Below are 24,061 nucleotides of genomic sequence, written 5' to 3'. Positions count from 1 at the left end.
CTTTCATAGCCTTGCTCCCTATTAATATATGAGATGGGCAATGAGTACAATAATCGGCAGCGAAATAGCTGTTCGTAGCATAAAAATAACAAGTAAATGCCAAAATTTAATCGGAATTTTCGACGTAAGTAGAAGTGTTCCCATTTCCGTCATATAAATGATCTGAATTAAGGACAACGCTCCAATCACAAAACGTGTAATTTCCGCATCAATGCTAGATGCCAAAATCGCTGGAATGAACATATCAATAAATCCGATAATCGTAGCTGGTGCGGCAGCAGATGCCTCTGGAAGCTGCATAAGCTCAAGTATTGGCACCATTGGTTTTGAAATAATTTGAAAAACAGGTGTATATTCTGCAATGATTAAAGCAGTTGTCCCGATTGCCATCACTTGCGGCATTAAAGCAAACGCTATACCAAGAAAAATATCTCTTCCTTGCTTTAGCTGATCCGTAAACGACCCCGATTTATTTGCTTGGTTTACAGCTTGTATAAGCGCCCAACGAACTTTTGAAACATTTTTTGGAGCTTCTTCTTGGTATGAATTTTCCGAATAATATGTGTTTGGTATCTTTGTAATAGGAGGAATCCTAGGAATAATGATTGCACTTACTAAACCTGCAATTACAATTGTTAAATAAAAGATCGGAAAGCGATAACCAACACCGAGCATTTCAGCAATCACAAGACAGAATGGTAGAGAAACAGTCGAGAAACATGTCACAATCGCAGCTGCTTCTCGTCCAGTATATGTACCGTTTTCAAATTGCTCTCTTGTAATCACAACACCAACATTCACATTGCCAATCCATGATGCTAATAAATCAATAGCCGAACGTCCTGGTAATGTGAAGAGAGGTCTAATAACTTTTCTACTAAGCGTTCCGACAAACTCCATAATCCCAAAATTAATTAAATAAGGCATGAGAAAAGCAGCGATGCAAAACCAAACAATAAGCTTTGTCAACAAACCAAACGTCACTTGTCCAGTAATGTCGGAGTAAACAAGAGACCATCCTGTATGAAAATACGCCATATAGGCATAAATACAGCCAACGGTTCTTGTAATGGTCCACCCGATGGACACATCAAATAACGACTGTAATGTCTGTGAATTACGAATAAAAGCTGGCTTAAATACAGCAGATAAAATGGTCAACAGTGTTGAAATCGTAATAATCGTTACGACTACAATTGGAAGCCACGCTGATAACAAATTGATGAAATATTCTGTAATAATACCTAATGGGATATTAAATGTATCTTCTGTTACGATCGGGAAAAGAAAAATAAATGCTCCAAATAATGAAGGTAAAATAAATTTCATTATGCCCCTTTTATCTAATTGATCAGTACTTTCTTCTTCTATCAAATATGGTTCCTTCAAGCTCAAGGGAACCCCCTCCTCATTCATGATGTTATCTGTTCTATTACTCTTTATTGTAAGATTCATATTTTTACAATGTTAGGAGAGGAGTTTTTCGTTATTCTTCAAATCTCCTCTCCTTGCTTCTCCTATAGTTCGCTTAATGCTTCATCGAGCATTCGAATCCCGTCATCGATTTGTTCTTTGGTCACATTCAAAGGAGGGAGCATTCGAATCACCTCACCCGAATTTCCACAAAGATAGAAGAGAACTCCTTTATCTAAGCAGCTGTTTAATACGTTCATGACCAATTCCCCATCCGGCTCACCAGTTTCTCGATTTTGCAGTTCAATACCAATCATCAAACCGACACCGCGAATGTCCTTCACTACATCATATTTTTCCTTTAAACTTTCTAAACGAGAAAGAGCGTATTGACCCATTTCCTTCGTATTTTCTAATAATCTTTCTTCCTTCATAATTGAAAGAGAAGCAAGTGCCGCTGAACAGGCAATCGGATTTCCACCAAAGGTTGTCCCATGGGAACCTAGCGGCCACTGTAACATTAGTTCTTTAGAGGCGACAGTCGCGCTTAACGGCAATCCAGCGGCAATTCCTTTTGCTATCGCCATAATATCTGGTGTGACATCAAACGTTTGAGCAGCAAACCATTCACCTGTACGCCCGAAACCAGTTTGTACTTCATCAAAAATCAGTAAAATACCATAACGATCACAAATTTCACGTACTTTCTTTACCCATGCTTTTGGCGGGATAACATAACCACCTTCACCCATCACCGGCTCTAAAATCATGCAAGCAACCTCTTCAGGGTCCACCTGATGGCTAAATAATGACTTCACATCTTTCTCAAGCTTCTCTGGGAAGAAAATTTCAGGATCCTTACCTTCTGGCAAATATTCTGGAAGCGCGTATGGAAGTTGATAAGCCAACATCGACGGCTGCTGGTATTTGCGATATTTACTTTTGGATGTTGTCACACTTAAAGCTCCCATCGAACGACCATGGAAGTTTCCAGTAAATGATAGAACGTATGGGCGCTTTGTGACATGTTTTGCTAGTTTTAAAGCCCCTTCAATCGCTTCTGTCCCACTATTTGCGAAGAAAAAGTTGTCTAAATCTCCAGGTAGAATTCCTTGAAGCTCCTCAGCTAATTTTAAAATCGATTCATAGATAATGACACCAGATGGGCCGTGAACTAAATGATCTGCACTTTCTTTAATCGCAGCAACTACCTTCGGATGGCGATGACCAACGTTTTCTACTGCAATACCAGATGTGAAATCTAAATATCGCTTGCCATCCGCGCCGTAGTAATAGCTCCCTTCAGCTTTTACTACTGGTAAATTTGGGTGATCCTTCGCCATACTTGGCGCAAGATAATTCCCAATTGAGTCAACTAAACGTTTCCAACTATAATCTGTCTTTTCCATTCTTATAGAACTCCTTTTTAATAAGAAAATTGTATTCCTCTGCTTAATCATCATTTATTTTTACACAATTACGACATTTGCAATAACATGCAATACTTTGCATGAATATTAAACATTATATAAGAAAACAAATGATGTTGGAAGAGTTTTTTTATTCGAAATATTTATTTTTATTATTTCCCTTTAAATAACATAAAGACCACCTTAGATAACAAGTCAGTTCGATATATCTTCTTTTATTTTAAAATAATAATTCCATTGAAAAAGAGTCGACTATGGTGTTAGCAAAAACAAAAAAACGTTCCTTTGGTTCATTCTGTCAATTTAATTGTAAATAGACATAGGCTTAAAGCTACTAATGAAGCGGATACCTTAAAGGGCTCTAAAAAATTGACATTCAATCTGGTCATCTAGAATCTCGTTATTAATTTTTCCCCGTTGCTACTTTTTTTGTTTTATCACTTATAAAGATAGTGAAAGGAGGGGAGCAACTTGGCAAACGAAATGCTTGAAGCTGTAACGATCCGCTTAGAGTATGAAACTGGCTTGGACGAAGAAGGCATGCTGATTGTAAAGCGTAAATCATTTTCCAATGTAAAAACAGATGCTACGCCAGATCGTATTTCAAAACGGCTATGGATGAAATCATAGCGAGATGTGTAATCACAACAGCGTCCGGATCATTCATTAGCACAAAAGGTGCAAAAGTTGTCGAGCGCAATGTGAATGAATTTGAAGTGAATGAATTAAATGAGACCGAGGCTTTCCTGTAAGTAGGACAACCTCGGTCTCTTAATACGATCTTATATATGACTCTAATCTAATTTGGATCTCATGATTCGTTTTTTTTCTTAAACTTTTCGTGTTATTTCTAAAAGCTTTTAAAAAAATTATAAAAAAGTAAAACATTTAGAAATCAATAAAACCCAATTAAATCATTTTAACTGTAAAGGACTCATCGAATGATTGAGTGGTCGCATTTCATAATCGTTATCATGATAATACTTCAACAAACGTTCCAAATGGTCAAGGGTCGAAGGTTTTTCATGCAATAATACAAGAAGTGGTTCCTTGCCTGCCAGCTGCGCCATTTTCTGTTGCACTTTTTGTACATATTCACCATTTCTTAATTCCCAATCCAAAGAGTCGATATTCCAATCCCAAAGTAAAAATTTTTCCTGATCTGCCGCCGCTTTAAATGGGGGTGTAATATATGGTTTAGATCCATATGGGGCCCGAACTAATTTTGTTTCAACACCAGTCAATTCCCACACACATCCAATCGCCTGCTTCATCTCGGAAACAAAACTTTCTGGGGAATGATACACTTTTGATACATCATGTGTAACTCCATGTACCCCCACGGCATGCCCCTCTCGAACCATTGCTTTGACAGCTTCTGGATGTTTTCTCATATTTGGTTCCAACATGAAAAAGGTTGCCTTTGCATCGTATTTTTTTAAAAGATTTAAAATGTCTAATGAAACTGGATGTGGGCCATCGTCAAAAGTTAAATAAACAACTTTTCCAGTTTTCAACTTATCATTTTCATTCAATGTACTGTTAGTAGGAATTTTTTTTGCATTCTGCTGATTGGCTGTCGAATCTTGTTTCGAGTCATTAGTCTGATCTTCCTGAACTGACTCTTCATCCATCGGCTTGGAGTCATTAGATTTTTGTACTTCATCTTCTTTCACCGGCTTCTTCTCCTGTACTTCTTTTGCCTTATCTATATCGTGGTGACTTTCACGCTTTTTTTCGCTATTATGAATGATTTTATGTTCAGAAATATTGCTCTCTCCAACAACAATAGCTTGTGAGATGTTTTTTCCGGCTTCAGCGGTCCATTCATCGATTCCATCTATAATGAAATAGACTAATAGCAAGACGAATAGAATTAGGAATCCAACTGATATTTTCCCCAAACGATTTAATTTGTGCCGTCCCTTTGGCGCTACTTTCACTTAATATCATCCTCTCTATCAATCTAACTATCTATCTCTAATCGTCACCTAAATACGTGATTCATTTCTCTATAACCTTCCTATATCTTTCATAAACGCCTCACAGTCAGAGTTAATTTCCTATAGATCACCAATATGCGTTTTTTTATAAAATAATTTCACTAATTATTAGTTTGATCACGGGTTATTTGCATGGCTGTTTTTAAAGGAATAGGTGTGCACATAATCATGTGGAAGATGCTCTATTTGTCTATTGCATCATACTTGTTACAAATATTATTAATCATCTATTTAGAGAGGAAGAATTGCTTTCAATTATTTATCAAATCGAAAAGGGCAATGAGGGAGCGGGAAAAACATAGCTCAGAATAAATTAATAATGTCCAAATCTCATTACACCCAGGGCTCTAAAGACTGAAAAGATTCCTATATAAGTAAACGTTAAATAAAGTTGGCAATTGGAATAGAGGCGATTGTTAAAGCGAAAACATTTTGCCGGTGAGCCATTTGTTTTAATTATCATTAATCTTGCTTTCTAGAATGTTATTTTTTTATTTCACGAAAGATTTAAAAGGTTGTTTATTTGGGACATTGTAGGAATAATGATTGACATAATGGAGTTTAAATTGTGAATAAAAGAAAGACATAGTGTTCATATATAAGGAGCATTGCTAACATTCATTCATATTGGAAGTAACTTTATATGAAGTTGAAGAATAAGTATTCGTGTATAGGGTCTCACCTAAACAAAAAGCCCTACAAGATAATGTTTCTTGTAGGGCTAAAACCTTTAGTTCTCTTCTATTTCTTTACGGTTTTTCTTGAATAGCTTCGATAAGATTTCATAAACGATTGGTACAACAATTAATGTTAATAATGTCGAACTTGTTAAACCACCGATTACGGTAATTGCAAGACCTTTGGAGATTAAACCGCCACCACCGCCTGAACTAACTGCTAATGGAATTAATGCACCAATCGTAGCGATTGCTGTCATTAGGATTGGGCGTAGACGTGTTGCTCCAGCTTCAAGAATCGCTTCACGCATAGTCATACCATCACGTTCCATATGAATGATCCGGTCCACTAGGACGATCGCGTTCGTTACGACGATACCGATTAACATTAATAGACCCATCATAACAGAGACAGAGATCGTTTCACGACCGATTAATAAACCAACAAATGAACCTATTACCGCAAATGGTAATGAGAATAGAATCGCAAATGGCGCGACACCTTCACGGAATGTGACAACAAGGATGAAGTAGACAATGGCAACTGCTGCAGCCATGGCTACACCAAGTTGTGTAAATGTTTCGGTCATGTCTGCCGTTACACCAGCAACGTCCATAGTAACACCTTTAGGTACATCTAATTGATCAATCTCTTTATCTACTTTAGATGTTACTTTGGAAATATCATCGCCAATGATTTTTCCTGATACGGTTGCGTAGTATTCACCTTTACTACGTGCAAGTGTATTTAAAGTTGTACCTTTCTTAACCGTTACAAGCTCTGAAAGGGGCATTGTATTGCCTTGTGCTGTTTGTACTGGTGTTGCTAAAATATCATCGATTGATTTTGGTTGTGCAGCTTGTTCCTGCTGAACGATAACATCTAATGTATCCCCATTTTTTTCAACCGTTGTTAACACATCTTGTGTTTTTGCTGGGCTTAACATCATGACGAGTTGCCCCGTTGTTAAACCATACTGCAGCAATTCATCTTGCGCTACTTTGAAAGTATATTCAACATACGCGTCTTCAGCACTTGAAGAAACATCTTTTAAACCTTCCGTTTTCTTCATAACGCCTTCTACTTGTTTTACCGTTTCATTTAGTTTATCAAGATTTTCACTATAGAATGAGTAGCTTACTTCATTTGTCGATCCCGACATAGATGAGAAGTTCTGGCTCTTCCATTCGCCTGTTTGACCAATATTGGTCACATAGTTTTCAATTTCTGTGCGAACCTCTGGGAAGTCATCCATTTCCGGGTCAAAGATTAGGTACATTAACCCGCCTCCTGATCCGCCACCCATCATCGCTGACATCGCATCGCCGCTCTCCGTTACAGAAACTTGAACAATATCAATATCATCACGTTTCAGTAACCTCTCTTCGACAACTTGAATGTTCGCTAAAGTATCTTCCTTAAGCTCGCCTGCTTTAGGTGTGTACGTTAAGTACATGACTTTATCCTCTTCACTACCCATGAAGCTAAAGCCGATTAATGGCGTTAACGCCAAACTACCTGCTAGTAATACAATTGCAATTAGCGAAGTAATCACTTTATGATTAAGAGTTCGATTAAGGACCCCTTTGTACCATTTCGCTAATTTTCCAACCTCTTTATGGCTGCTTTCTGTTTTCTCACCATATAGCTTCTTCTTAAATAAGAAGTGGGATAAGGCAGGAACGATTGTAATCGCTACGATTAACGAAGCAAATAGCGCAAACGCCATTGTTAATGCGAACGGCATGAACAGCTCACCGACCATACCACCAACGAAAATAAGTGGCGCGAATACTGCAACCGTTACTAATGTAGATGACATGATTGGTTTGAACATTTCAATTGTTGCTTCACGTACAAGTGCACGACCTGTTAATTTCTCTTCTTTTAAATGTAAACGACGATAAATATTTTCTACAACTACGATGGAATCATCAATGACTCGACCGATGGCAACCGTAATTGCACCAAGCGTCATGATATTTAGTGTAATATCCATCCAGTTTAGGATCATTAAAGCCATAAAAATTGAAACTGGAATCGATACAATCGAAATAATCGTCGATTTAAAATCACGTAGGAATAGCAAGATAATTAAAACGGCAATTAAGCCACCAAATACCGCTTTTTCAATCATCGTTGAAACGGATTGTTCAATTGGCTTACCTTGGTCAAGTGTGACATCGATCGTCAGGCCATCGAACTTTTTCTTTTCTTCTTTCACTAACTTCTTCACACTGTTCACAACATCAACTGTGTTCGCCTGTTGCCCTTTAACAATTTGAATCGCAATAGCCTCTTTACCATTTGTCCGTGAAACAGATTCTACTTTACCAATTACATCAATTGTAGCGATGTCTTTAAGTTTTACAAATGGTGACGGTTGTGCAGCAGATGGAGTTACCGGAATAAGCATATTCTTTAATTCATCAGCTGTCATGAACTTGCCGTCGATTGCTACCGCTTGTTCGCCTTCTTTAAACTCATAAAGGCCTAAGGAAACAGCCATGTTACTCGCTTGAATCATTTGCTTAACTTGATCTTCCGTTAAGCCATATTCAGCCATTTTTTCTTTGTTATACGTAAGGTCTACTTCTTCAATATGCTGACCAGTAATCGTTGCAGACGCAACACCATCGATTTTCTCGATTTTTGGCAGTAAGCTTTCCTCTACTGTTGACGTTAATTCAACAATATCCTCTTTTGAACTACTTACACTTAGGGCAACAACCGGCATCATATTCATGCTTATAGCTGTAGTTGTCGGCTCTTGTGCACCTTCTGGTAATTTCACTGCGTCTAACGCAGATTGTAAGGCACGTTTCGCCTCATCCATATCCACACCGTATTCGTATTCCACTTGAATACTCGCCATGTTAGAATAGGAATTTGAATAAACGGATTTCACGTTCTCAAGGTTTTCTACTGCTTTCTCTATTGGCATGGATACGTCTTCCATTACTTTCTCTGGCGTTGCTCCAGGATATACGTCCATGACCATTAAGTATGGAATCGATATGTTTGGAATCGTCTCCATATTCATTCTTGTACCTGAATAAATACCAGATACTGTAACAATAATAGTAAGCAGCCATACTGCAAGTTTATTCTTCAAGACAAAGTTGACTAACCCTTTCACTTAAACACCCACCTTTAATTGACTTATCAAGTTCATTTAATTATAATAATGACTACTCAGTCATTTGTCAACGATATGGTATCAAGGAGCGAGATAATCAAATGATGAAAAAGCAGTTAATTATGGAAAAAGCGTTGGAGCTCTTTGCAAATCAAGGGATAGAAGCCACATCCATTCAGCAAATTACAGAACATTGCGGAATTTCCAAAGGCTCTTTTTACTTAGCCTTTAAGTCAAAGGACGAGCTGATTTTAGCCTTGATTGATCATTTTATGATGCAAATCACCTCCAATATTGACTATACGGTCAGAAACACAAATGATGATAAAAAACTCTTATTCGAATTTTATTACACAATGTTTCATACTTTTTATGAGCATTCTGATTTCGCCAAAATTCTCATCAAAGAGCAAGTTCAATCATTTAATGAAGAACTCATCGTAAAAATTCATTACTATAACAGATTAAATGAGAAAATTATCTTATCGATGATTGAACGTTTATATGGTGAAGAGGTCGAGCCGATAAAATATGATTTAATTTATAATATTAAAGGCTTTATGAGTACTTATTTACAGTTATTTTTATTCTATAACGCACCGTTAGATTTTGACTTATTGTCTCAATCACTTGTGGAAAAGACAAATTTACTAGCGAGACATACTACCATCCCATTTTTTTCACAAGAATTGATCGAAATGATTAACCAACCAATGAAGGAAGAAGTAACGAAGGAACAACTGATCGAAATGATTGAACAAAAAATTGAAGAAATAGAGGAATCTATTGAAAAAGAATCGTTAATTCTCCTAAAGCAACAGCTACTTGAACCAACTCTAGTTCCCGCAATTGTGAAAGGGTTACTAGAAAATATTCGAAATCACCCTCATTGTAAATGGATTTCGTATTTACTTCGTCGCTACTATGAATTTTAAAAACTAAGAAAGGAAGAACGCTTTTACTTTAAAGCATTCTGCCTTTCTTTTCTTATACATCAAAGAAGTAAGTGGATAGTCACCATTCACGATACTCTTTTAAAGAGTATGCCCAATCTCCCTGCCGCACTCGATATTTTTGCCAATTTGAAATTCCACAAGAGTTTGTAATTTGCTAGTGAATGGGCTCTGGGTCAGAACACAGTGCTGACGGAAGCAGAATAAAGACCAAACTCTACTTTCTTAAACTAACCTGTCCTATAGCCTAACACCAATCATGAACCCAATACGATGTTCGACTTGGGTTCATTCTTCATTATTATGTAATTGACAAAACGTACGAAATAAGTCTTTCCCTAAGAATGCTAGTTCCTCGTTATATAAATCATATGTCGTCACATTCAATACTTCATTGTTTGTTGCTACTGCGATGAATGTTTTATACATGAAGTTCGAACAAGCATAACCCCGTTCTAGATTTAGGACGGGGTTAATAATTTTGTTGTTTAATTTTTAATGTAAGATACTTCACTATACTAAAAAATCTAACCAATAAAGTCTTTAACAATCGCTCCTTATTCTGAACAATTATATTAATAAAATATACAATCTTAACTTTGGTACATGTTTGTTTTAAAGCCTTATATTTTACCCTAATCCATATTAAACCAACTTATAATGTAGAAGCTTAGAAATTTCCTATTTTTTATCTAAGATCTCATTGAAAATTTGCCCTTCACCATTTATTTTAATTATTTTAAGCCGACTCGTGTTTTTGATAAATATGGTTTTGTATTGTTCTACACCGTTTTCATCGATAAGAAGAAGAACGCGTTTACCTTCGTTATCTGTTACAGTTTGAAAGTTATAATCGTTATTATCGAGTTGCTCCATAATACTGTCATATTCAGGTAATGAAGCCCATTCCTCATGATGTGCACTTTCTTTAGATTGGTTTTGGATACTTTCTTTTGACTGTTCATTTTCTTGTTGAACTTCTTGTTCGCCCTCTGTTTGCAACGATTGCTCATTTTTTTCTGTAATCTCGTTTTTGTTTTTATCAGCTCCATTATTGTTACAAGCTGTTAAAATTGTTACAACAGCAATTAATGCAATAATCGTTTTGTGCATAACATTTTCATCTCCTGTTGATTTAATCCCCTTTAATTCTAACAAAATAAACCTGTTACTCTCTAGGAAAAATTAAAAATTTTGTTCTCCCTTAATAACTTGTTTCGACCAACACAGAATTTACTCTAAACCTATTTCTATTAATTGTTCCGATTGCTGAATAGAATGACTCGCATTTTTAAACGACTTTATTATTAAATATAGAACTAGCATAACCCAGTTCTATATTTAGGAAGGGGTTATAAATTCTGTTGTAATTTTTGATGTAAGGTACTTCACTGCATCTCACCAACCTACCCTTTAGCAGTTGATCCTCTATCTTCTTTGACCCTCACAGTTTCTTTTGCTAGAATCATGTATCATTTATACCTTTAGAAAAGTCATGAACTGAGAGGATGACCTGCATTGCACTTAATAGATTATCATCACCATACAAATCATTCGTTTGATTCTACCGCTTCCATGAAAGATGTGTGTAAAACCGCTATTGAAAAAGGAATCAGAGAAATTTGTTTCACGGAACACTTTTCTGTTAACCCCCTTGCTCCCACTTATGGTCATATGAATTTCACTAATTATTTTAACGAGATCAAGGAATGTCAAGAAATATACGGCAACCACTTGGTTATCAAAGTTGGAATTGAACTTTGTGAGCCACACCTGCTTAAACAGGAATATGAAGCAGCACTGTCACCATTGAATTTAGATTTCATTTTAGGATCTATCCATAATATGAACAACCTTAAATTACGTAGATTTTTGGAGAATAAGGATGCCTATTTAGCATATCAAAGCTATTTTGAAGAAGTGTATAAGATGGTTTGTTCAGCGGATTTAGATGTGATTGCACATTTAGACTTACTCAAACGCTATGCCGTCAAAACGATTGGCATGTATCATTTTGAGGATCACAAGGAGATATTAGAAGCGATTTTAAAGAAGGCAATCGAACGAAACATCGGCATTGAAATTAATACTTCAGGACTTAGAGGAAACTTGAAGCAAACACTTCCTTCGATTGAAATAGTAAAACTTTATAAAGAATTAGGCGGAGAAATTCTAACAATCGGTTCTGATTCTCATTTTGCGCACGCTGTTGGCTCGAATATCGAAGATGCTGTTGATATGGCGAAACAATGTGGTTTTACCTCCATATTCACTTTTGAGCGTCGAAAGCCGATTGCGATAAAGTGAAACTTCAATCGGTGGGGGTTATACTGCCCGTTAATGCGGGATAAATCTCGTAAAAGCGGAAAAGGAGTTGCCCTTGTTAGCAACTCCTTTCCACTTATACACTTTCCATGTCTCTCTCTTACAAGTTGCTAGAAGTGAACTGTTACTTATAGATGATAATCCACGTATCTACCTCATGTAATTACGCTTCAATTATGACTTTTTAATTTGTGTTAATTCTTTATTAAGTCGATACATCAATTTTTCATTAAACAAGTCTTCGTCCATAGATGCGATGAAATCTACCTGCATTCCTTGTGCCATACCAAACATTGGATGTTCGGAAAAATTACCTAAATATTTTTCAAGCACAGCTTTCGCTTCTTCATTTTCCATAAGATCTTTAAATGTGTCAGCTGTTGAATACACATCATCAGTAATGTGAATTTCTTCTACTTGCACTTCATCATCACCTAGATCAGGCATTTGGAACCAGTTTGCTACTACTCCACCTTTTTCCTCTTCAGGAGCTTCATAACTTGGGTTAGGTTCAGCCACTTTATTAAACCTAGCCACATCTTGTAATTCAACACCATCATGGTTCGAAATAACCTTGATCTCGTTCATGCCATCTTGTAATTCAACATGTTCAAAAGTAAACGTGCTATGACCTGTCTTCGTTTCTAATTCTTTCCCATTTACATAAAGCGTTAGTTCCTCACAATTCGAATACACTTTAACAGAAATTGTCCGATCAGCGCGATCAATATAGCGTTTACTTGTAATATGCACGAATTTTTCATCTGACCAATTTGCTTTATACATATAAAACGCGTCTTTTTTAATCTTACGATCGTATGTGATCAATCCTTTGTTATTTCTTCCTTTAACGCCGCCTTCATCTCTTATATTGGCACCAAAATCAAACATATTCCATACATATGTTGACCAGAGGTAAGGACGTTCCGAGAAAATTTTCCAAACTTTTTCGTGATAGAGCGCATGGTATTCTTCCGTATAGTCTTTTACTTTAGGATCATTGCTGTGATATTGTAAAATACCTTCTGCTCCGTATTCTGAAATCCCTACTTTCACAGTAGGATTCGTCTTATGGAATCCATCAAGCCAGCCAGCAAAATCTTCTGCTTTCCCTTGATACCAACCGTAATATTTATTATAGCCAACGATATCTGTCATATAGTTATATTCATCTTTATCAGGCACGAACATCACATTCGCCATTGTCGTTAATCTTGTCGGATCTTCACTTTTCGTTAACTCATTTAATTCTTTCACAAGCTTTCTAAGTTCCGGTCTTTCGCCACTAATTTGGATTTCATTTTGAATTCCCCAGAACATAATCGATGGATGGTTAAAGTTTTGTCTAATTAATTCAATCATTTGCTGTTTAGCATTAATACCTTCTAATTCTGTTTTTGACATAACAGAGATAAATGGTATTTCTGCCCAAACAACCATACCTTCTTGATCACACAGATCATAGAAATATTGGTCATGCTGATAATGAGCCAACCTAATAGAAGTAGCTCCTACTTCTTTAATCAATTCCATATCTTCTTTATGTTCTTTTTCAGTTATTGCCCAACCCATATCTTTGCGATCTTGATGTCTTGAAACGCCATTTAAGGCAAGATGCTCACCATTTAAGAAGAACCCTTTCTCAGCATCTACTTCAAAATATCTTACACCGAAAGGAATCGATAGTTCATCTACAGTATCGTTGAAACTCTGTAAAGATACTTTCGCTTCATACATATACGCATTTTTTCTACCATTCCATAGTGTTGGGTTATATATCACTACTGGCACTTCGACTTCTTTTGTTTCGCCTGAAGTTAACACGACTTCATTTGCCCCGTAAGCTACGGTTTTTCCGTCTGCATCTACTAAATCGATCCATAGTCTTACTTTTTTATCTTCTTTATGATCGTTGACTACTTTAGATTTAATCGTTAATGAAGCTTTTTCTTCGCTTACTTCTTCTTGAATGATATAGATTCCTTGTGAACCATAGTCCATCACATCAAAGTGAATATGATTAGCAATCACTAAATTTACATCACGATAGATTCCACCGTAAAAGGTAAAATCGGCCATTTGTGGATAGACATCATCAACAACTGTATTATCTACCTTTACAGCTAGCGTGTTCTTCCTTCCAAATTGAATCACATTACTAATATCAAATCTAAAAGTAGAATAACCACCTTTATGTTGTCCCATATGTTGACCATTCACATAGACATCCGTAATACTGTTAGAACCGTTGAATTCAATATATACTTTGTTTCCTTCTGCTAATGTATCTACAATAAACTCTTTTCGATACCAACAAGCCCCTTTATAAAAATCAAAGCCATTTGCTCCATCAATAGCGTTCCATGTGTGAGGTACATGAACAACTTCCCAGTTCGCATCATTATAAGTTTGGTCCATTGCTTGTACTTCATCTTGCTTTATAAATTTCCATTCATGATTCATATTAAGTATTTTTCTCATTTGTCTTCCTCCAACTGGTATTACCAACTTTAATCGGGAAACGATTACATTTACAATAAAACCAATAACCATCTTTTAGATAATCCCGAATGCTTGCCTTCATTATATGATAAGCGTAAAATTTATTATCGTATTATTTTGACACAATTAGCACATTTATAACTTTATTTTGAGTGTTTGATAACTAATGAAAGGAACAGTTATGATATGTCAGAGGAATCCAAACTTTTTTTCAAAGATTTCAATAAAAAATGTACGATATTAAACGTGATTACGAAAATGGATGTTCAGTTAATCGACCAAGATGGAAATCCAACATTACAGCTCATTCATCACCACATTCCAGCTGTCCTACAAAACTTTGACAATGAGTATATTACAATTAACGAGACAATGAGACAGCATGAAGCAAATAGTTACTATTATTATGTAAATTCATTTGGCCTTGAGTATATTGCAGCAGGTATTTGGAGAAGTGGCATATTATACGGTTCCGTATTAATAGGCCCGTTTATTTCAAGTATACCTAGCATTGGATTTGTTAGTGATATTTTATCTAAAAACAAGCTACCTGTTAGTGAACGAAAACAGCTCGAAGAATTCTATACTTCGTTAACCGTTATTAGTAGTATGGACTCTACTAGCATCGGCGATCTACTTGTTAATATATGTACCCATGAACATATTGATTCACAACTAATCGCCTCAGATATCATCACCCCACCACTCAATAAAGAAAAATTAAAAACTAATATTACTGAAAGTAAAACGATGATTGAGGCTAGATATCAATTTGAGAAGAGATTAATGGATGCAATTGCAAGAGGAGACAAGGAAGAAATCGCTCGGATTGTAAAAGAAAGTAATAGCCTTATCCATATTTCTGATCGAATCCCTGAAAGTCCCATTAGATCGGCCAAGAATATGACATTAGTTATGAACACAGTGTGTAGAAAAGCTGCTGAAAGAGGAGGAGTCCATCCCATTTATATTCATACTATTTCAGAAAAATTTGCTATCTTGATTGAAAGAGCACCGAATCTACCCCATTTAAAAAAATTGACCATCGTGATGCTAAATGAGTACTGTGATCTTGTCCAAACATTTTCAACACGTAATTATAGCTCCCACGTCAAAAAGGCAGTTGAATATATTCATTTACATCTAGAAAACCCTTTAACGCTTCATGATCTCGCTGCTACTTTACATGTGAATCCTTCGCATCTTTCTCGCAAATTCAAGGCAGAGACGACTATGAATATCATCGATTATATCAACCAAAAAAGGGTGGAAGAAGCGAAGTTGTATCTACAAAGAGGAAATGTATCGATTACAGAAATTGCTTTTATGGTCGGATTCAATGACCTTAATTATTTTAGTAGGGTGTTTAAAAAAATGACATCATTTACCCCATCGCAATATATGAAACGGTTCACTTGAAAGAGCTACTCTATAATTTTAAGGCATTGTATAACAAACTAAAAATCCTAAAACTGTTTATGCTGAGCAAATGAACAAATTAATCTATTGCGATTGAAATATTTCGCAACAGCTTTAATTTTTTTGAAATGACTTTAAATTCGAAAGCCCAAGGATTCATTGAATCCCCTGGGCGGTTAATTTTATCCCGCTTTAACGGGCAATAAAACCCCCACCTCAAGGCTTAGAGGAACCGAAGAAGCGTAGGTGGGGGATAACTGCCCGTAAAAGCCCGATTGGTTCAACTAACAATCAGTGGGGGATGAAGAAAACCCCCACTGATTGAAGTTTCACTTTATGAAGTCAGCTTTACTTGTTTTGTTTCTTTATAAATGAAAAGATGGAAAGTAACCCCACAAATATCAGACAGACTGTGGTACCAATCACATTTTGTTTATTAAAAATAAAAGCAATAAAGATAAGAGTTAAAGCCATGATTGCAAATATCGTTGTGTATGGGTACCACTTCACACGGAAAAACGGTGTGTCTGTGTATTGATGACGAAGCTTCAATTGTGCACAACAAATACTTATCCATAATAATAAGACGGTACAACCAGGGATCGTCATAAGGTAGCTTATTACCTGATCGTAATTTTATATTAATATAAAATAATTTAGGAAAAAATCAATTTCCGTCTTGTAGGAATTACAATCTAAAGTGGAGTTGGTCCCCTTCATTATTAATCGAAAAGTGAACTATTAAATCTTTCCCGCTATTCCAAGAGATTTAATAGCGATAAATGGTCAAGCACCTCAAAAATAGACACACTGAAATAAAATAAACTTTGTGAATCCGCTTTCTAAAAGAATGAAACACATAAGATCAACAGGGAAATTATAGCTGCATATTTAGGGATCTTTTACAACTTCTATTCTTCTATTTTATTACTCAAATCGTTCATTATTAGATCCTCATCTTTTTCCTTTATAGGGAAACCAAATTCTCGGTTAATCTTTCTCACTACTTCATTTAAAAACTCATCTGATAATAAGGGATTATTTTCTTTAAACATGTCATTCCTCCACACTATCTTGATATATTATTATGTAGTGTTCACACAAGGAGGAATATCATTCATTTTGAAGAGAGAGCCACCCTTATAGTCTTTAATAAACTTTACATTTTTTTCATTTACTTTTTTTACACGCGGGAGTATGATAATCTCCAGTTTCAAATTTCTAAATTGCTGAAGCCATATGGTACGGGGTTGTTACATAACCCACAAGGGCTGAATCCTTTTAAGGTAGGGCTACTCAAGGTCCAAATCCGACAGCTAACCTCGTAAGCGAATATTGAGAGGGAAGGCGAAACTTGTGAGAAGAAAATTGATGTCTACAGGTCTATTCAACTGTGACTTGTAGGTATGTTCCCATTTTAATTATGTAAATGCTGCTGTTCACCGAGATAATTATTTCAATTACAGGGAAATATACGTTTATAACAATTTGGTGGTGAAAACAATGATTTCTTCAATAAAGAGGTTTTTAATTGGACGGCCGCTTAAATCAACTGAATTAGGGGAACAGAGGCTTAGCAAAACAAAAGCATTAGCGATCCTTTCTTCCGACGCATTATCATCAGTTGCATATGGTCCAGAACAAATATTGATTGTCCTTGTCACAGTTGGTGCTACAGCATTTTGGTATTCGATTCCTATCGCCATAGGGGTATTAATTCTATTAACGGCTTTGATTTTGTCTTATCGACAAATCATCTTTTCTTATCCTCACGGTGGAGGAGCTTATGTAGTATCGAAGGAAAATTTAGGTATGAATCCAGGGTTAATAGCGGGTGGTTCATTGTTAGTGGACTATATTTTAACTGTGGCAGTAAGTATGTCTGCAGGTACCGATGCCATTACATCCGCTTTTCCTGCATTACATTTTTATAATGTAGAGATTGCCGTTATTTTTGTAATCTTTATTACCCTCTTGAACTTAAGAGGTGTAACCGAGTCTGCTTCTATTTTAGCCTATCCAGTCTATTTATTTGTTGTAGCGTTATTGATATTAATTGGAGTAGGTGTTTACCATATCGTTTCGGGGCAAGTTTCTCCTGCCTTGCATACACCAATCGGTACACCGGTAGCGGGAATTAGTTTATTTATCCTCTTACGAGCTTTCGCATCAGGTAGCTCTGCATTAACAGGGGTTGAAGCCATTTCCAATGCTATACCGAACTTTAAAAATCCAGCCCCTAATAATGCTGCTAAAACACTGATGGCAATGGGGGGATTTTTGGCTGTTTTATTTACAGGAATCATATTCTTAGCTTATTACTATGGAATTGCTCCTAACGAGAAAGTAACTGTTGTCTCTCAAATAGCCGAAGATACATTTGGCCGAAATTTTATGTATTACTTTATACAAGGTACTACTGCTTTGATATTAATCCTTGCAGCCAATACGGGATATTCTGCTTTCCCTTTATTAGCCGTTAATCTTGCTAAAGATAAGTTTATCCCAAGAATATTTACCATTCGAGGTGACCGTTTAGGCTATTCGAATGGAATTATGATACTTGGATTCGCTTCTATCATCTTAATTATTGCTTTTAAAGGACGTACAGAACATCTTATCCCACTTTACGCTGTCGGTGTATTTATTCCATTTACATTATCCCAAACGGGAATGATTGTTAAATGGATACGCGAAAAGCCTAAAGGATGGATCACAAAACTAACGATTAATACAATTGGTGCCCTGATTAGCTTTATTGTTATGCTCATGTTCTTTTTAACTAAATTTGCACAGGTATGGCCAGTCTTAATTTTTTTACCTATTATCATTTTTGTCTTCTACCAAATTAAAAAGCATTATGAAGCAGTAGGTGACCAACTTAGGGTTGCAACTTCTGAGCTTTCCGTACCAATTGAAGGCAATGTAATGATTGTACCTGTTGCTGGCATCACTCAAGTAGTAGAGAACTCATTAAACTATGCTAAATCTCTCTCGCCAGAACAGATTATTGCCGTTTATGTGGCTTTTGAAAGAGAAGATGAAAAGAAATTCGAAGAAAAGTGGAAAAAGTGGCAACCTGATATTAGACTTGTGACACTGCATTCTTATTACAGAAGTATCATTCAGCCACTGACCAAATTTATTGATATCGTTGAACATAAAGCAAGTGAGTCGAATTATCAAGTCACAGTCATTATCCCACAATTTATCCCTAAGAAAGGCTGGCACAATATTCTTCATAATCAATCAAGTTTACTGATTCGTACAACCTTGCTTTATCGCAGAAACGTAGTGATCACTACTGTGCCTTACCATCTAAAAAAATAAAACTGTTAAATGGGTAATGATTTTTAGGTGGCTTCCCTTTCAAGAAAAGCCACCTTTTCTTGAATCTCAAATTGTACGGTATTTAAATTGTATTCATCCAATAATAGCACCACTAATTCCCATAAAAGTCTTTTCATCTCCTTAATTCCAATATGCAGATGATATAATCCGACTAAATTATCCATGTTAGACAATCCTTTCTAATTGACAACAATCCACTAAAAACTATACCATAGTTAGCGTCCCTAAAAATGAACCATGCCAATCTAATGGTTGGTATGAGTAACTATTGAAAGAGAGAGAGGCTATATATGTCAACAGAACAACGTAAAAAAATGATCGTTCTTATGATCAATATGTTTATAGCAATCGGAAGCTTCGGTATTATTATTCCCATTTTACCAGCGTACTTAGCATCCATTAATCAAGGTGGAGTTGCAGCTGGACTCATGATTGCTATTTTTGCAGGAGCACAACTTATTTTTTCGCCAATTGCCGGAAAATGGACGGATCAATACGGTCGCAGAAAGATGATTATCTATGGGTTAGCTGGTTTGACTCTGTCTATGTTTATCTTTTATGCCGTTAATTCTATTTGGTTGCTTTATGCATCTCGTGTTGTTGGTGGAATTGGTGCTGCTTTACTTATCCCGGCTATATTTGCTTATGTAGCTGATATTACGACATTCGATCAACGCGCAAAGGGAAATAGTTTAGTTTCAGCCTCTATGTCACTCGGGATTGTCGTTGGGCCAGGGATTGGTGGATTTTTAGCTGATTTTGGTTTAAAGTTCCCCTTTTTAATTTCAGCTCTTGTGTCACTTGCTTCTGTTATATTTTCAATTTTAGTTTTAAAAGAAAGTGAAACGAAAGAAACAGCACAAGCTACGAATATGGCTGATGAAGAGTCCATGGCTCGTCAAATTGTCATGTCAACTAAGAAACCTTATTTCATTCCGCTTATTATTACACTCGTATTAAGCTTTGGGTTAATGGCCTATGAATCGATCATCGGTTTATATCTCGACAATCAATTTAGTGCAACCCCTCAGGAAATTGCCACGATGATAACAGCTACAGGTATCGTTAGCGTTATCGTCCAACTATTTGTCGTGGATCGAGTTGTTCGTCGCTTTGGAGAAATTACAGTATTAAATATTTTTATCGGCATTACAGCAATCGGATTTCTACTTTCTCTCTTTGCTTCAGATTATGCGTTTTTCTTTGGTATTTCACTCATCATCTTCCTCTCTACTTCCATCCTTCGACCAGTCTTAAACACACTGATTTCTAAGATGGCAGGGAACGAGCAAGGCTTTGCGATGGGAATGAATAACGCATACATGAGTATTGGCAATGTGCTCGGACCGACACTTGCCGGATTGATGTATGATATACGAATTATGTATCCATTCGTATTAGGTCTAGTTCTCTTAGTGATTACATTATTCATTACGATGGCTTGGCAGAAGCGCTCTGTTCACGCGAAGACATTGTCGAAACAGTCGTAAAGCTGATTAATATAAAAATATAAGTGGTTGATCCAATAAAGGGCTGATTTCACACGCTATCTACCATTTGCGGTCTCATGCAAACGATGTGTAGTAGATGTGAGTTCTGGTCCTTTCATTATGGCGCAACCACTTATTTTTTACGATATCTTTCAAAAAATTGTATTTCATAAATTGATCATTCCGAGCTTTTTATCGTACCTTGATGAAAAACCATCTGCCATCTGCCATTTATCTGTTTCCATACCGAGCTCCTTAAACTTTCTTTCATTCTCGTTTCATCTTTCAAATCATAAATCGTTAACACTGTATCTGATGATAAACGTTTAATCTCAAAATTCAATATATACATCTGTGGTGTGGCAAGGCCTTCCATGCAATCCTGTTTATTTTTCATCTTACCAGAACTTGTAAACTCAATAAAATCATCTGCCAATAACTTATCAAGTTCTATTTTCGATTGACGAACTTCTGGTGTTAGCAATTGTTCTTCTAAATCATATAAAAGAGCTTTTAATGCATTACTACTTTCCATAATTTAATATCTCCTCGTATATAACAGATTCCGATTGCTTTTTTAGACAATTGGGCTATTGTATGTTATGTAACAACAACACAATTATTATCAAACTCTCTCTTTTTTCAAAAAAAATGGATAAAAACACCATTATTAATCCAAAACCAATATAGATGATTGCTGTTACTTGACCTGGGATAAATGTAGAATACTAAAATGCACCGGTGATAGGAGCAATGCCAAACATAAAAAATAAATAACCTCCCCAAAATAATAGTTTTCCCCATAACGAATGTTTTTTCATCTTTTCCTCCCCCTTGTATTTTTTTAAAGTATTTTATTTTAAGTAACTTCTGTTATAGCGAAGGATTAAATCGTTATTCTTATACGTCACAAGTTCTTCCACTTCGATTATACTATATATTCCCAATTTCAACTTATAACATCTTTTCAACGCTCAACAAAAAAAAGAGCTGCCGCAGCAACCCTTTAAAAAATTTGAGCACCCTATATTATCCTATAAGAATTGTAACTGCACTATACACTAATAACAAAGCCATAATCAGATTAAACTGACTTCTATATTTTGTTAGGAACATTTGAAACAAGGAACCGAACATACTCCAACACATCGTACTTAGAAAACCAACAAAAGCCAAAAATATTGAAAAAGATAATAAACTGAAATTTGAACTGTGATAAGGAAGAATAAAAGTTGAAATGGCCGTTATGCCGTATAAAATACCTTTCGGGTTTACGAATTGTAAAAGCATACCTGAGTAAAAACTGTTATACTTATCATCTTCATCCTTCTGATCCTGATTTTTACTCATAACGATTTTTATCGCCAAATAGACCATATAAACTGCAGCTAGAATTGTCATCGCAAATTCAATTTTGGGAATGAAGTTTTTCAACAAAAGGTTAAAATAACTACTCAATATCATGATAACAAAAAAACCTGCACCTACTCCTAAACAAAATTTAAGTGTCTTTTTAAAACCGGATTTATTCGCAAATAACATCGCCATAATATTATTAGGACCTGGTGTAAAACTTGAAATAATAACATAAAGCAAAAATGATAATATCGGCATAATCTTGTCCCCTCCGAAACGTATGTTATAATGACTAAAACGAACACTATAAAGACTTATAATTACTTTTTATTGTACAATACGGTCGTTATATTGTAAATATAGGAGGTGTATTTCATGGAGGAAATCAATCTTATTATTGCAAAAAATTTAAAAGCTTTAAGAGAAGAAAAAAAGTTAAGCCTTGAGAAGGTCGCTGATTTAACGGGAGTAAGTAAAACAATGATTGGTCAAATCGAAAGAGGCGAGTCAAGTCCGACTATCACAACGATCTGGAAAATTGCCCATGGCTTAAAGATCTCATTTTCCGCTTTAATCAATAATCCGCAGCCAGATACAAAAGTTATTTTAAAAAGCGAAGTTCAAGTATTATCTGAAGATAACGGGAAGTACCGAGTATATCCTTATTTCTCTTTTCAAGAAGATAGACGCTTCGAAGTATATTCAATCGAGATAGAAAAAGGTGGGTTTCTAAGTGCTGATTCGCACGGCGAGGGGACTGAGGAATTTTTAACTGTCTTTGATGGTGAATTAACTGTCAATGTTAATAACATTGAATACAAAGTAAGTAGTGGTGATTCTATCAGATTCAAAGCTGACAGACCTCATAGCTACCATAATTCAGGGGAAGTATTAACACGATTAAGTATGACCATATATTATCCAGCTTAAAAATAAGTTGTCGCAAAAGGAAGAGTTCCTTTATGCGACAACTTATTTTTACTCCTCACGAGTTTATTTGCGGGGTGCGAAAACTGAAAAAACATGGTAAATCATTGGCTTATTCTTCACCACTTAATTTGCTGAGACAATTCGCATATATTTTCCTTCGGGGGGTGTCCTTTATTCAGCTTTATCAAGGTCTTTTCTTCCGCTTTCCTAAGAGCTTTTCCTTCACCAGCTTTATATAGACTTTACACGTTTAAGACCATTCTAACTGTCTTTAAGAGATGACCATCAAAGTTATCATCAAATTCTGCGACTACTTCAAACCCTTTAGCTTTATAAAAGATTTTTCCAATTTTATTCTCTTTTTCTACGTTTATAAAAATTGCTTTGACACCGGCTATGTTTTTAATGCCCTCATTTAATAAAGCAGTACCTATTCCTTTCCCTTGATACTCAGAGAATAAATAAATGGCTCCAAGTTCAGTTTCTCCTCCTCCTTTTACCGGAGAAAAGTTTGCAAAACCAACGATTTTCCCTTTAACTTCTGAAACAAAAATAATAGATTGCTCTAAACGTGCTTGCATCATCTCATCACTGTAAGCGATTTTTAAGAAACCTTCCTGAATTTCGTAAGGGATGATGCCTTCATAAGTAGTATGCCAACTTGTTTTTGCGACTTGTTGAACCTGCTTTATGTCTTCTTTTTGCATTGGGCGAATTGTGAATTCCATATATATCACCTTTCTGTTTATTAATGAATACTAATATTTCCATACATCATAACATTCATTTCGTTATATTAGTCACTTTTCACTGACTTCACAACTCAATTTCTATCCAGATAATTGTCAATCAACTTTATGTGGTTTTTTATTCAATAAATGAAACCAACATATATATTGAGACTAGTATAGTGTCCAAGTCGATCTATAAGCATTTTGATGATAGAACTCTTTATAATGAAAATAAATATAATCCGATGCAAATTACGTGATTTTGCATCTAATAGATAACAAATATGTATTTATGTCAATGTGGCTCATTGGAATATAGCGGTCACTTTCAAGGAACGTTC

The 24,061-nt window shown here is 35.7% G+C and carries 19 protein-coding genes, 1 pseudogene and 1 riboswitch; of the genes and pseudogenes, 8 read left to right on the top strand and 12 right to left on the bottom strand.

Annotated features, from left to right (window positions below):
- Positions 1–21: 21 nt before the first annotated feature.
- Complete coding sequence (locus HNP81_RS06880; protein ID WP_246399263.1) at positions 22–1,395, bottom strand: YjiH family protein; 1,374 nt, start codon at positions 1,393–1,395, stop codon at positions 22–24.
- A 122-nt stretch (positions 1,396–1,517) separates the two neighbouring features.
- A complete protein-coding gene (locus tag HNP81_RS06875) occupies positions 1,518–2,822 on the bottom strand; it encodes an aspartate aminotransferase family protein (RefSeq protein WP_028392399.1) in 1,305 nt (434 codons plus the stop codon).
- Positions 2,823–3,314: 492 nt separating this feature from the next.
- Between HNP81_RS06875 and HNP81_RS06870 the strand changes: the two genes are divergently transcribed.
- Together HNP81_RS06870 and HNP81_RS24565 are read left to right on the top strand one after the other, a co-directional pair.
- A complete protein-coding gene (locus HNP81_RS06870; protein WP_246399262.1) occupies positions 3,315–3,473 on the top strand; it encodes a DUF1659 domain-containing protein in 159 nt (52 codons plus the stop codon).
- Positions 3,458–3,595, top strand: a complete 138-nt coding sequence (locus tag HNP81_RS24565) for a DUF2922 family protein (RefSeq protein WP_182502056.1) — start codon at positions 3,458–3,460, stop codon at positions 3,593–3,595. The genes HNP81_RS06870 and HNP81_RS24565 overlap by 16 nt, the downstream gene beginning before the upstream one ends.
- A gap of 162 nt (positions 3,596–3,757) precedes the next feature.
- Here the strand turns inward: HNP81_RS24565 and HNP81_RS06860 are convergent, their stop codons facing one another.
- Together HNP81_RS06860 and HNP81_RS06855 are read right to left on the bottom strand one after the other, a co-directional pair.
- Positions 3,758–4,786 (bottom strand): polysaccharide deacetylase family protein, encoded by a 1,029-nt coding sequence (locus HNP81_RS06860; protein WP_182502055.1) that lies wholly within the window; start codon positions 4,784–4,786, stop codon positions 3,758–3,760.
- Positions 4,787–5,576: 790 nt separating this feature from the next.
- Entirely contained in the window at positions 5,577–8,663 is a 3,087-nt protein-coding gene (locus HNP81_RS06855) for an efflux RND transporter permease subunit (RefSeq protein ID WP_182502054.1), read from the bottom strand.
- A 101-nt stretch (positions 8,664–8,764) separates the two neighbouring features.
- On the opposite strand from HNP81_RS06855, the gene HNP81_RS06850 reads away from it, so the two are divergent.
- Positions 8,765–9,598 (top strand): TetR/AcrR family transcriptional regulator, encoded by an 834-nt coding sequence (locus tag HNP81_RS06850; protein ID WP_182502053.1) that lies wholly within the window; start codon positions 8,765–8,767, stop codon positions 9,596–9,598.
- A gap of 699 nt (positions 9,599–10,297) precedes the next feature.
- Here HNP81_RS06850 and HNP81_RS06845 read toward each other — a convergent pair.
- A complete protein-coding gene (locus tag HNP81_RS06845; RefSeq protein WP_246399261.1) occupies positions 10,298–10,774 on the bottom strand; it encodes a hypothetical protein in 477 nt (158 codons plus the stop codon).
- 360 nt (positions 10,775–11,134) lie between these two features.
- Between HNP81_RS06845 and HNP81_RS06840 the strand changes: the two genes are divergently transcribed.
- Entirely contained in the window at positions 11,135–11,923 is a 789-nt protein-coding gene (locus HNP81_RS06840; protein ID WP_182502052.1) for a histidinol-phosphatase HisJ family protein, read from the top strand.
- A gap of 192 nt (positions 11,924–12,115) precedes the next feature.
- Here the strand turns inward: HNP81_RS06840 and HNP81_RS06835 are convergent, their stop codons facing one another.
- Positions 12,116–14,422 carry a glycoside hydrolase family 2 protein gene (locus tag HNP81_RS06835; RefSeq protein WP_182502051.1) on the bottom strand — a complete coding sequence of 769 codons (2,307 nt, stop codon included), beginning with the start codon at positions 14,420–14,422 and terminating at the stop codon, positions 12,116–12,118.
- A gap of 207 nt (positions 14,423–14,629) precedes the next feature.
- Here HNP81_RS06835 and HNP81_RS06830 point away from each other — a divergent pair, with 207 nt between their 5' ends.
- Positions 14,630–15,862 (top strand): AraC family transcriptional regulator, encoded by a 1,233-nt coding sequence (locus HNP81_RS06830; protein ID WP_182502050.1) that lies wholly within the window; start codon positions 14,630–14,632, stop codon positions 15,860–15,862.
- A gap of 348 nt (positions 15,863–16,210) precedes the next feature.
- On the opposite strand, the pseudogene HNP81_RS23765 reads toward HNP81_RS06830, so the two are convergent.
- Positions 16,211–16,492 (bottom strand): annotated as a pseudogene (locus HNP81_RS23765) (amino acid permease); the annotation flags it as partial.
- A gap of 281 nt (positions 16,493–16,773) precedes the next feature.
- Complete coding sequence (locus tag HNP81_RS06825; RefSeq protein WP_182502049.1) at positions 16,774–16,917, bottom strand: hypothetical protein; 144 nt, start codon at positions 16,915–16,917, stop codon at positions 16,774–16,776.
- Positions 16,918–17,079: 162 nt separating this feature from the next.
- Positions 17,080–17,209: riboswitch (cyclic di-AMP (ydaO/yuaA leader) on the top strand.
- Positions 17,210–17,365: 156 nt separating this feature from the next.
- On the opposite strand from HNP81_RS06825, the gene kimA reads away from it, so the two are divergent.
- The gene (gene kimA, locus HNP81_RS06820) at positions 17,366–19,192 is read left to right on the top strand and encodes a potassium transporter KimA (protein WP_182502048.1); all 1,827 of its coding nucleotides are present in this window, start codon (positions 17,366–17,368) and stop codon (positions 19,190–19,192) included.
- Between the two features lie 23 nt (positions 19,193–19,215).
- Here kimA and HNP81_RS06815 read toward each other — a convergent pair whose 3' ends face one another.
- On the bottom strand, positions 19,216–19,377 hold the full coding sequence (locus HNP81_RS06815) for a hypothetical protein (protein ID WP_182502047.1): 162 nt from the start codon (positions 19,375–19,377) through the stop codon (positions 19,216–19,218).
- Between the two features lie 126 nt (positions 19,378–19,503).
- Here HNP81_RS06815 and HNP81_RS06810 point away from each other — a divergent pair, with 126 nt between their 5' ends.
- Positions 19,504–20,703 (top strand): MFS transporter, encoded by a 1,200-nt coding sequence (locus HNP81_RS06810; RefSeq protein WP_028392412.1) that lies wholly within the window; start codon positions 19,504–19,506, stop codon positions 20,701–20,703.
- A gap of 178 nt (positions 20,704–20,881) precedes the next feature.
- On the opposite strand, the gene HNP81_RS06805 is transcribed toward HNP81_RS06810, so the two are convergent.
- Positions 20,882–21,238: a nuclear transport factor 2 family protein gene (locus HNP81_RS06805; RefSeq protein ID WP_182502046.1), complete on the bottom strand. Its 357-nt coding sequence runs from the start codon at positions 21,236–21,238 to the stop codon at positions 20,882–20,884.
- 494 nt (positions 21,239–21,732) lie between these two features.
- Complete coding sequence (locus HNP81_RS06800; protein ID WP_028392414.1) at positions 21,733–22,317, bottom strand: LysE family transporter; 585 nt, start codon at positions 22,315–22,317, stop codon at positions 21,733–21,735.
- A gap of 117 nt (positions 22,318–22,434) precedes the next feature.
- On the opposite strand from HNP81_RS06800, the gene HNP81_RS06795 reads away from it, so the two are divergent.
- The gene (locus HNP81_RS06795) at positions 22,435–22,989 is read left to right on the top strand and encodes a helix-turn-helix domain-containing protein (RefSeq protein ID WP_182502045.1); all 555 of its coding nucleotides are present in this window, start codon (positions 22,435–22,437) and stop codon (positions 22,987–22,989) included.
- 242 nt (positions 22,990–23,231) lie between these two features.
- Here HNP81_RS06795 and HNP81_RS06790 read toward each other — a convergent pair whose 3' ends face one another.
- Positions 23,232–23,717 (bottom strand): GNAT family N-acetyltransferase, encoded by a 486-nt coding sequence (locus tag HNP81_RS06790; protein ID WP_182502044.1) that lies wholly within the window; start codon positions 23,715–23,717, stop codon positions 23,232–23,234.
- Between the last annotated feature and the right edge of the window lie 344 nt (positions 23,718–24,061).

It is taken from the genome of Peribacillus huizhouensis (assembly GCF_014138605.1).
GTDB classification, from domain to species: Bacteria; Bacillota; Bacilli; order Bacillales; family DSM-1321; genus Peribacillus; species Peribacillus huizhouensis.
Note: the sequence above shows the minus strand (reverse complement) of the source record. Positions and strands in the feature narration are given on the sequence as shown.

Bases quoted from the DNA above. Each gene is read 5' to 3' on its own strand.
- kimA (WP_182502048.1), top strand. From the start codon at position 17,366: ATGATTTCTTCAATAAAGAGGTTTTTAATTGGACGGCCGCTTAAATCA.
- HNP81_RS06795 (WP_182502045.1), top strand. From the start codon at position 22,435: ATGGAGGAAATCAATCTTATTATTGCAAAAAATTTAAAAGCTTTAAGA.
- HNP81_RS06810 (WP_028392412.1), top strand. From the start codon at position 19,504: ATGTCAACAGAACAACGTAAAAAAATGATCGTTCTTATGATCAATATG.
- HNP81_RS06825 (WP_182502049.1), bottom strand. From the start codon at position 16,917: ATGTTTAAAGAAAATAATCCCTTATTATCAGATGAGTTTTTAAATGAA.
- HNP81_RS06835 (WP_182502051.1), bottom strand. From the start codon at position 14,422: ATGAGAAAAATACTTAATATGAATCATGAATGGAAATTTATAAAGCAA.
- HNP81_RS06830 (WP_182502050.1), top strand. From the start codon at position 14,630: ATGTCAGAGGAATCCAAACTTTTTTTCAAAGATTTCAATAAAAAATGT.
- HNP81_RS06875 (WP_028392399.1), bottom strand. From the start codon at position 2,822: ATGGAAAAGACAGATTATAGTTGGAAACGTTTAGTTGACTCAATTGGG.
- HNP81_RS06815 (WP_182502047.1), bottom strand. From the start codon at position 19,377: ATGGATAATTTAGTCGGATTATATCATCTGCATATTGGAATTAAGGAG.
- HNP81_RS06805 (WP_182502046.1), bottom strand. From the start codon at position 21,238: ATGGAAAGTAGTAATGCATTAAAAGCTCTTTTATATGATTTAGAAGAA.
- HNP81_RS06850 (WP_182502053.1), top strand. From the start codon at position 8,765: ATGATGAAAAAGCAGTTAATTATGGAAAAAGCGTTGGAGCTCTTTGCA.
- HNP81_RS24565 (WP_182502056.1), top strand. From the start codon at position 3,458: ATGGATGAAATCATAGCGAGATGTGTAATCACAACAGCGTCCGGATCA.
- HNP81_RS06800 (WP_028392414.1), bottom strand. From the start codon at position 22,317: ATGCCGATATTATCATTTTTGCTTTATGTTATTATTTCAAGTTTTACA.
- HNP81_RS06790 (WP_182502044.1), bottom strand. From the start codon at position 23,717: ATGGAATTCACAATTCGCCCAATGCAAAAAGAAGACATAAAGCAGGTT.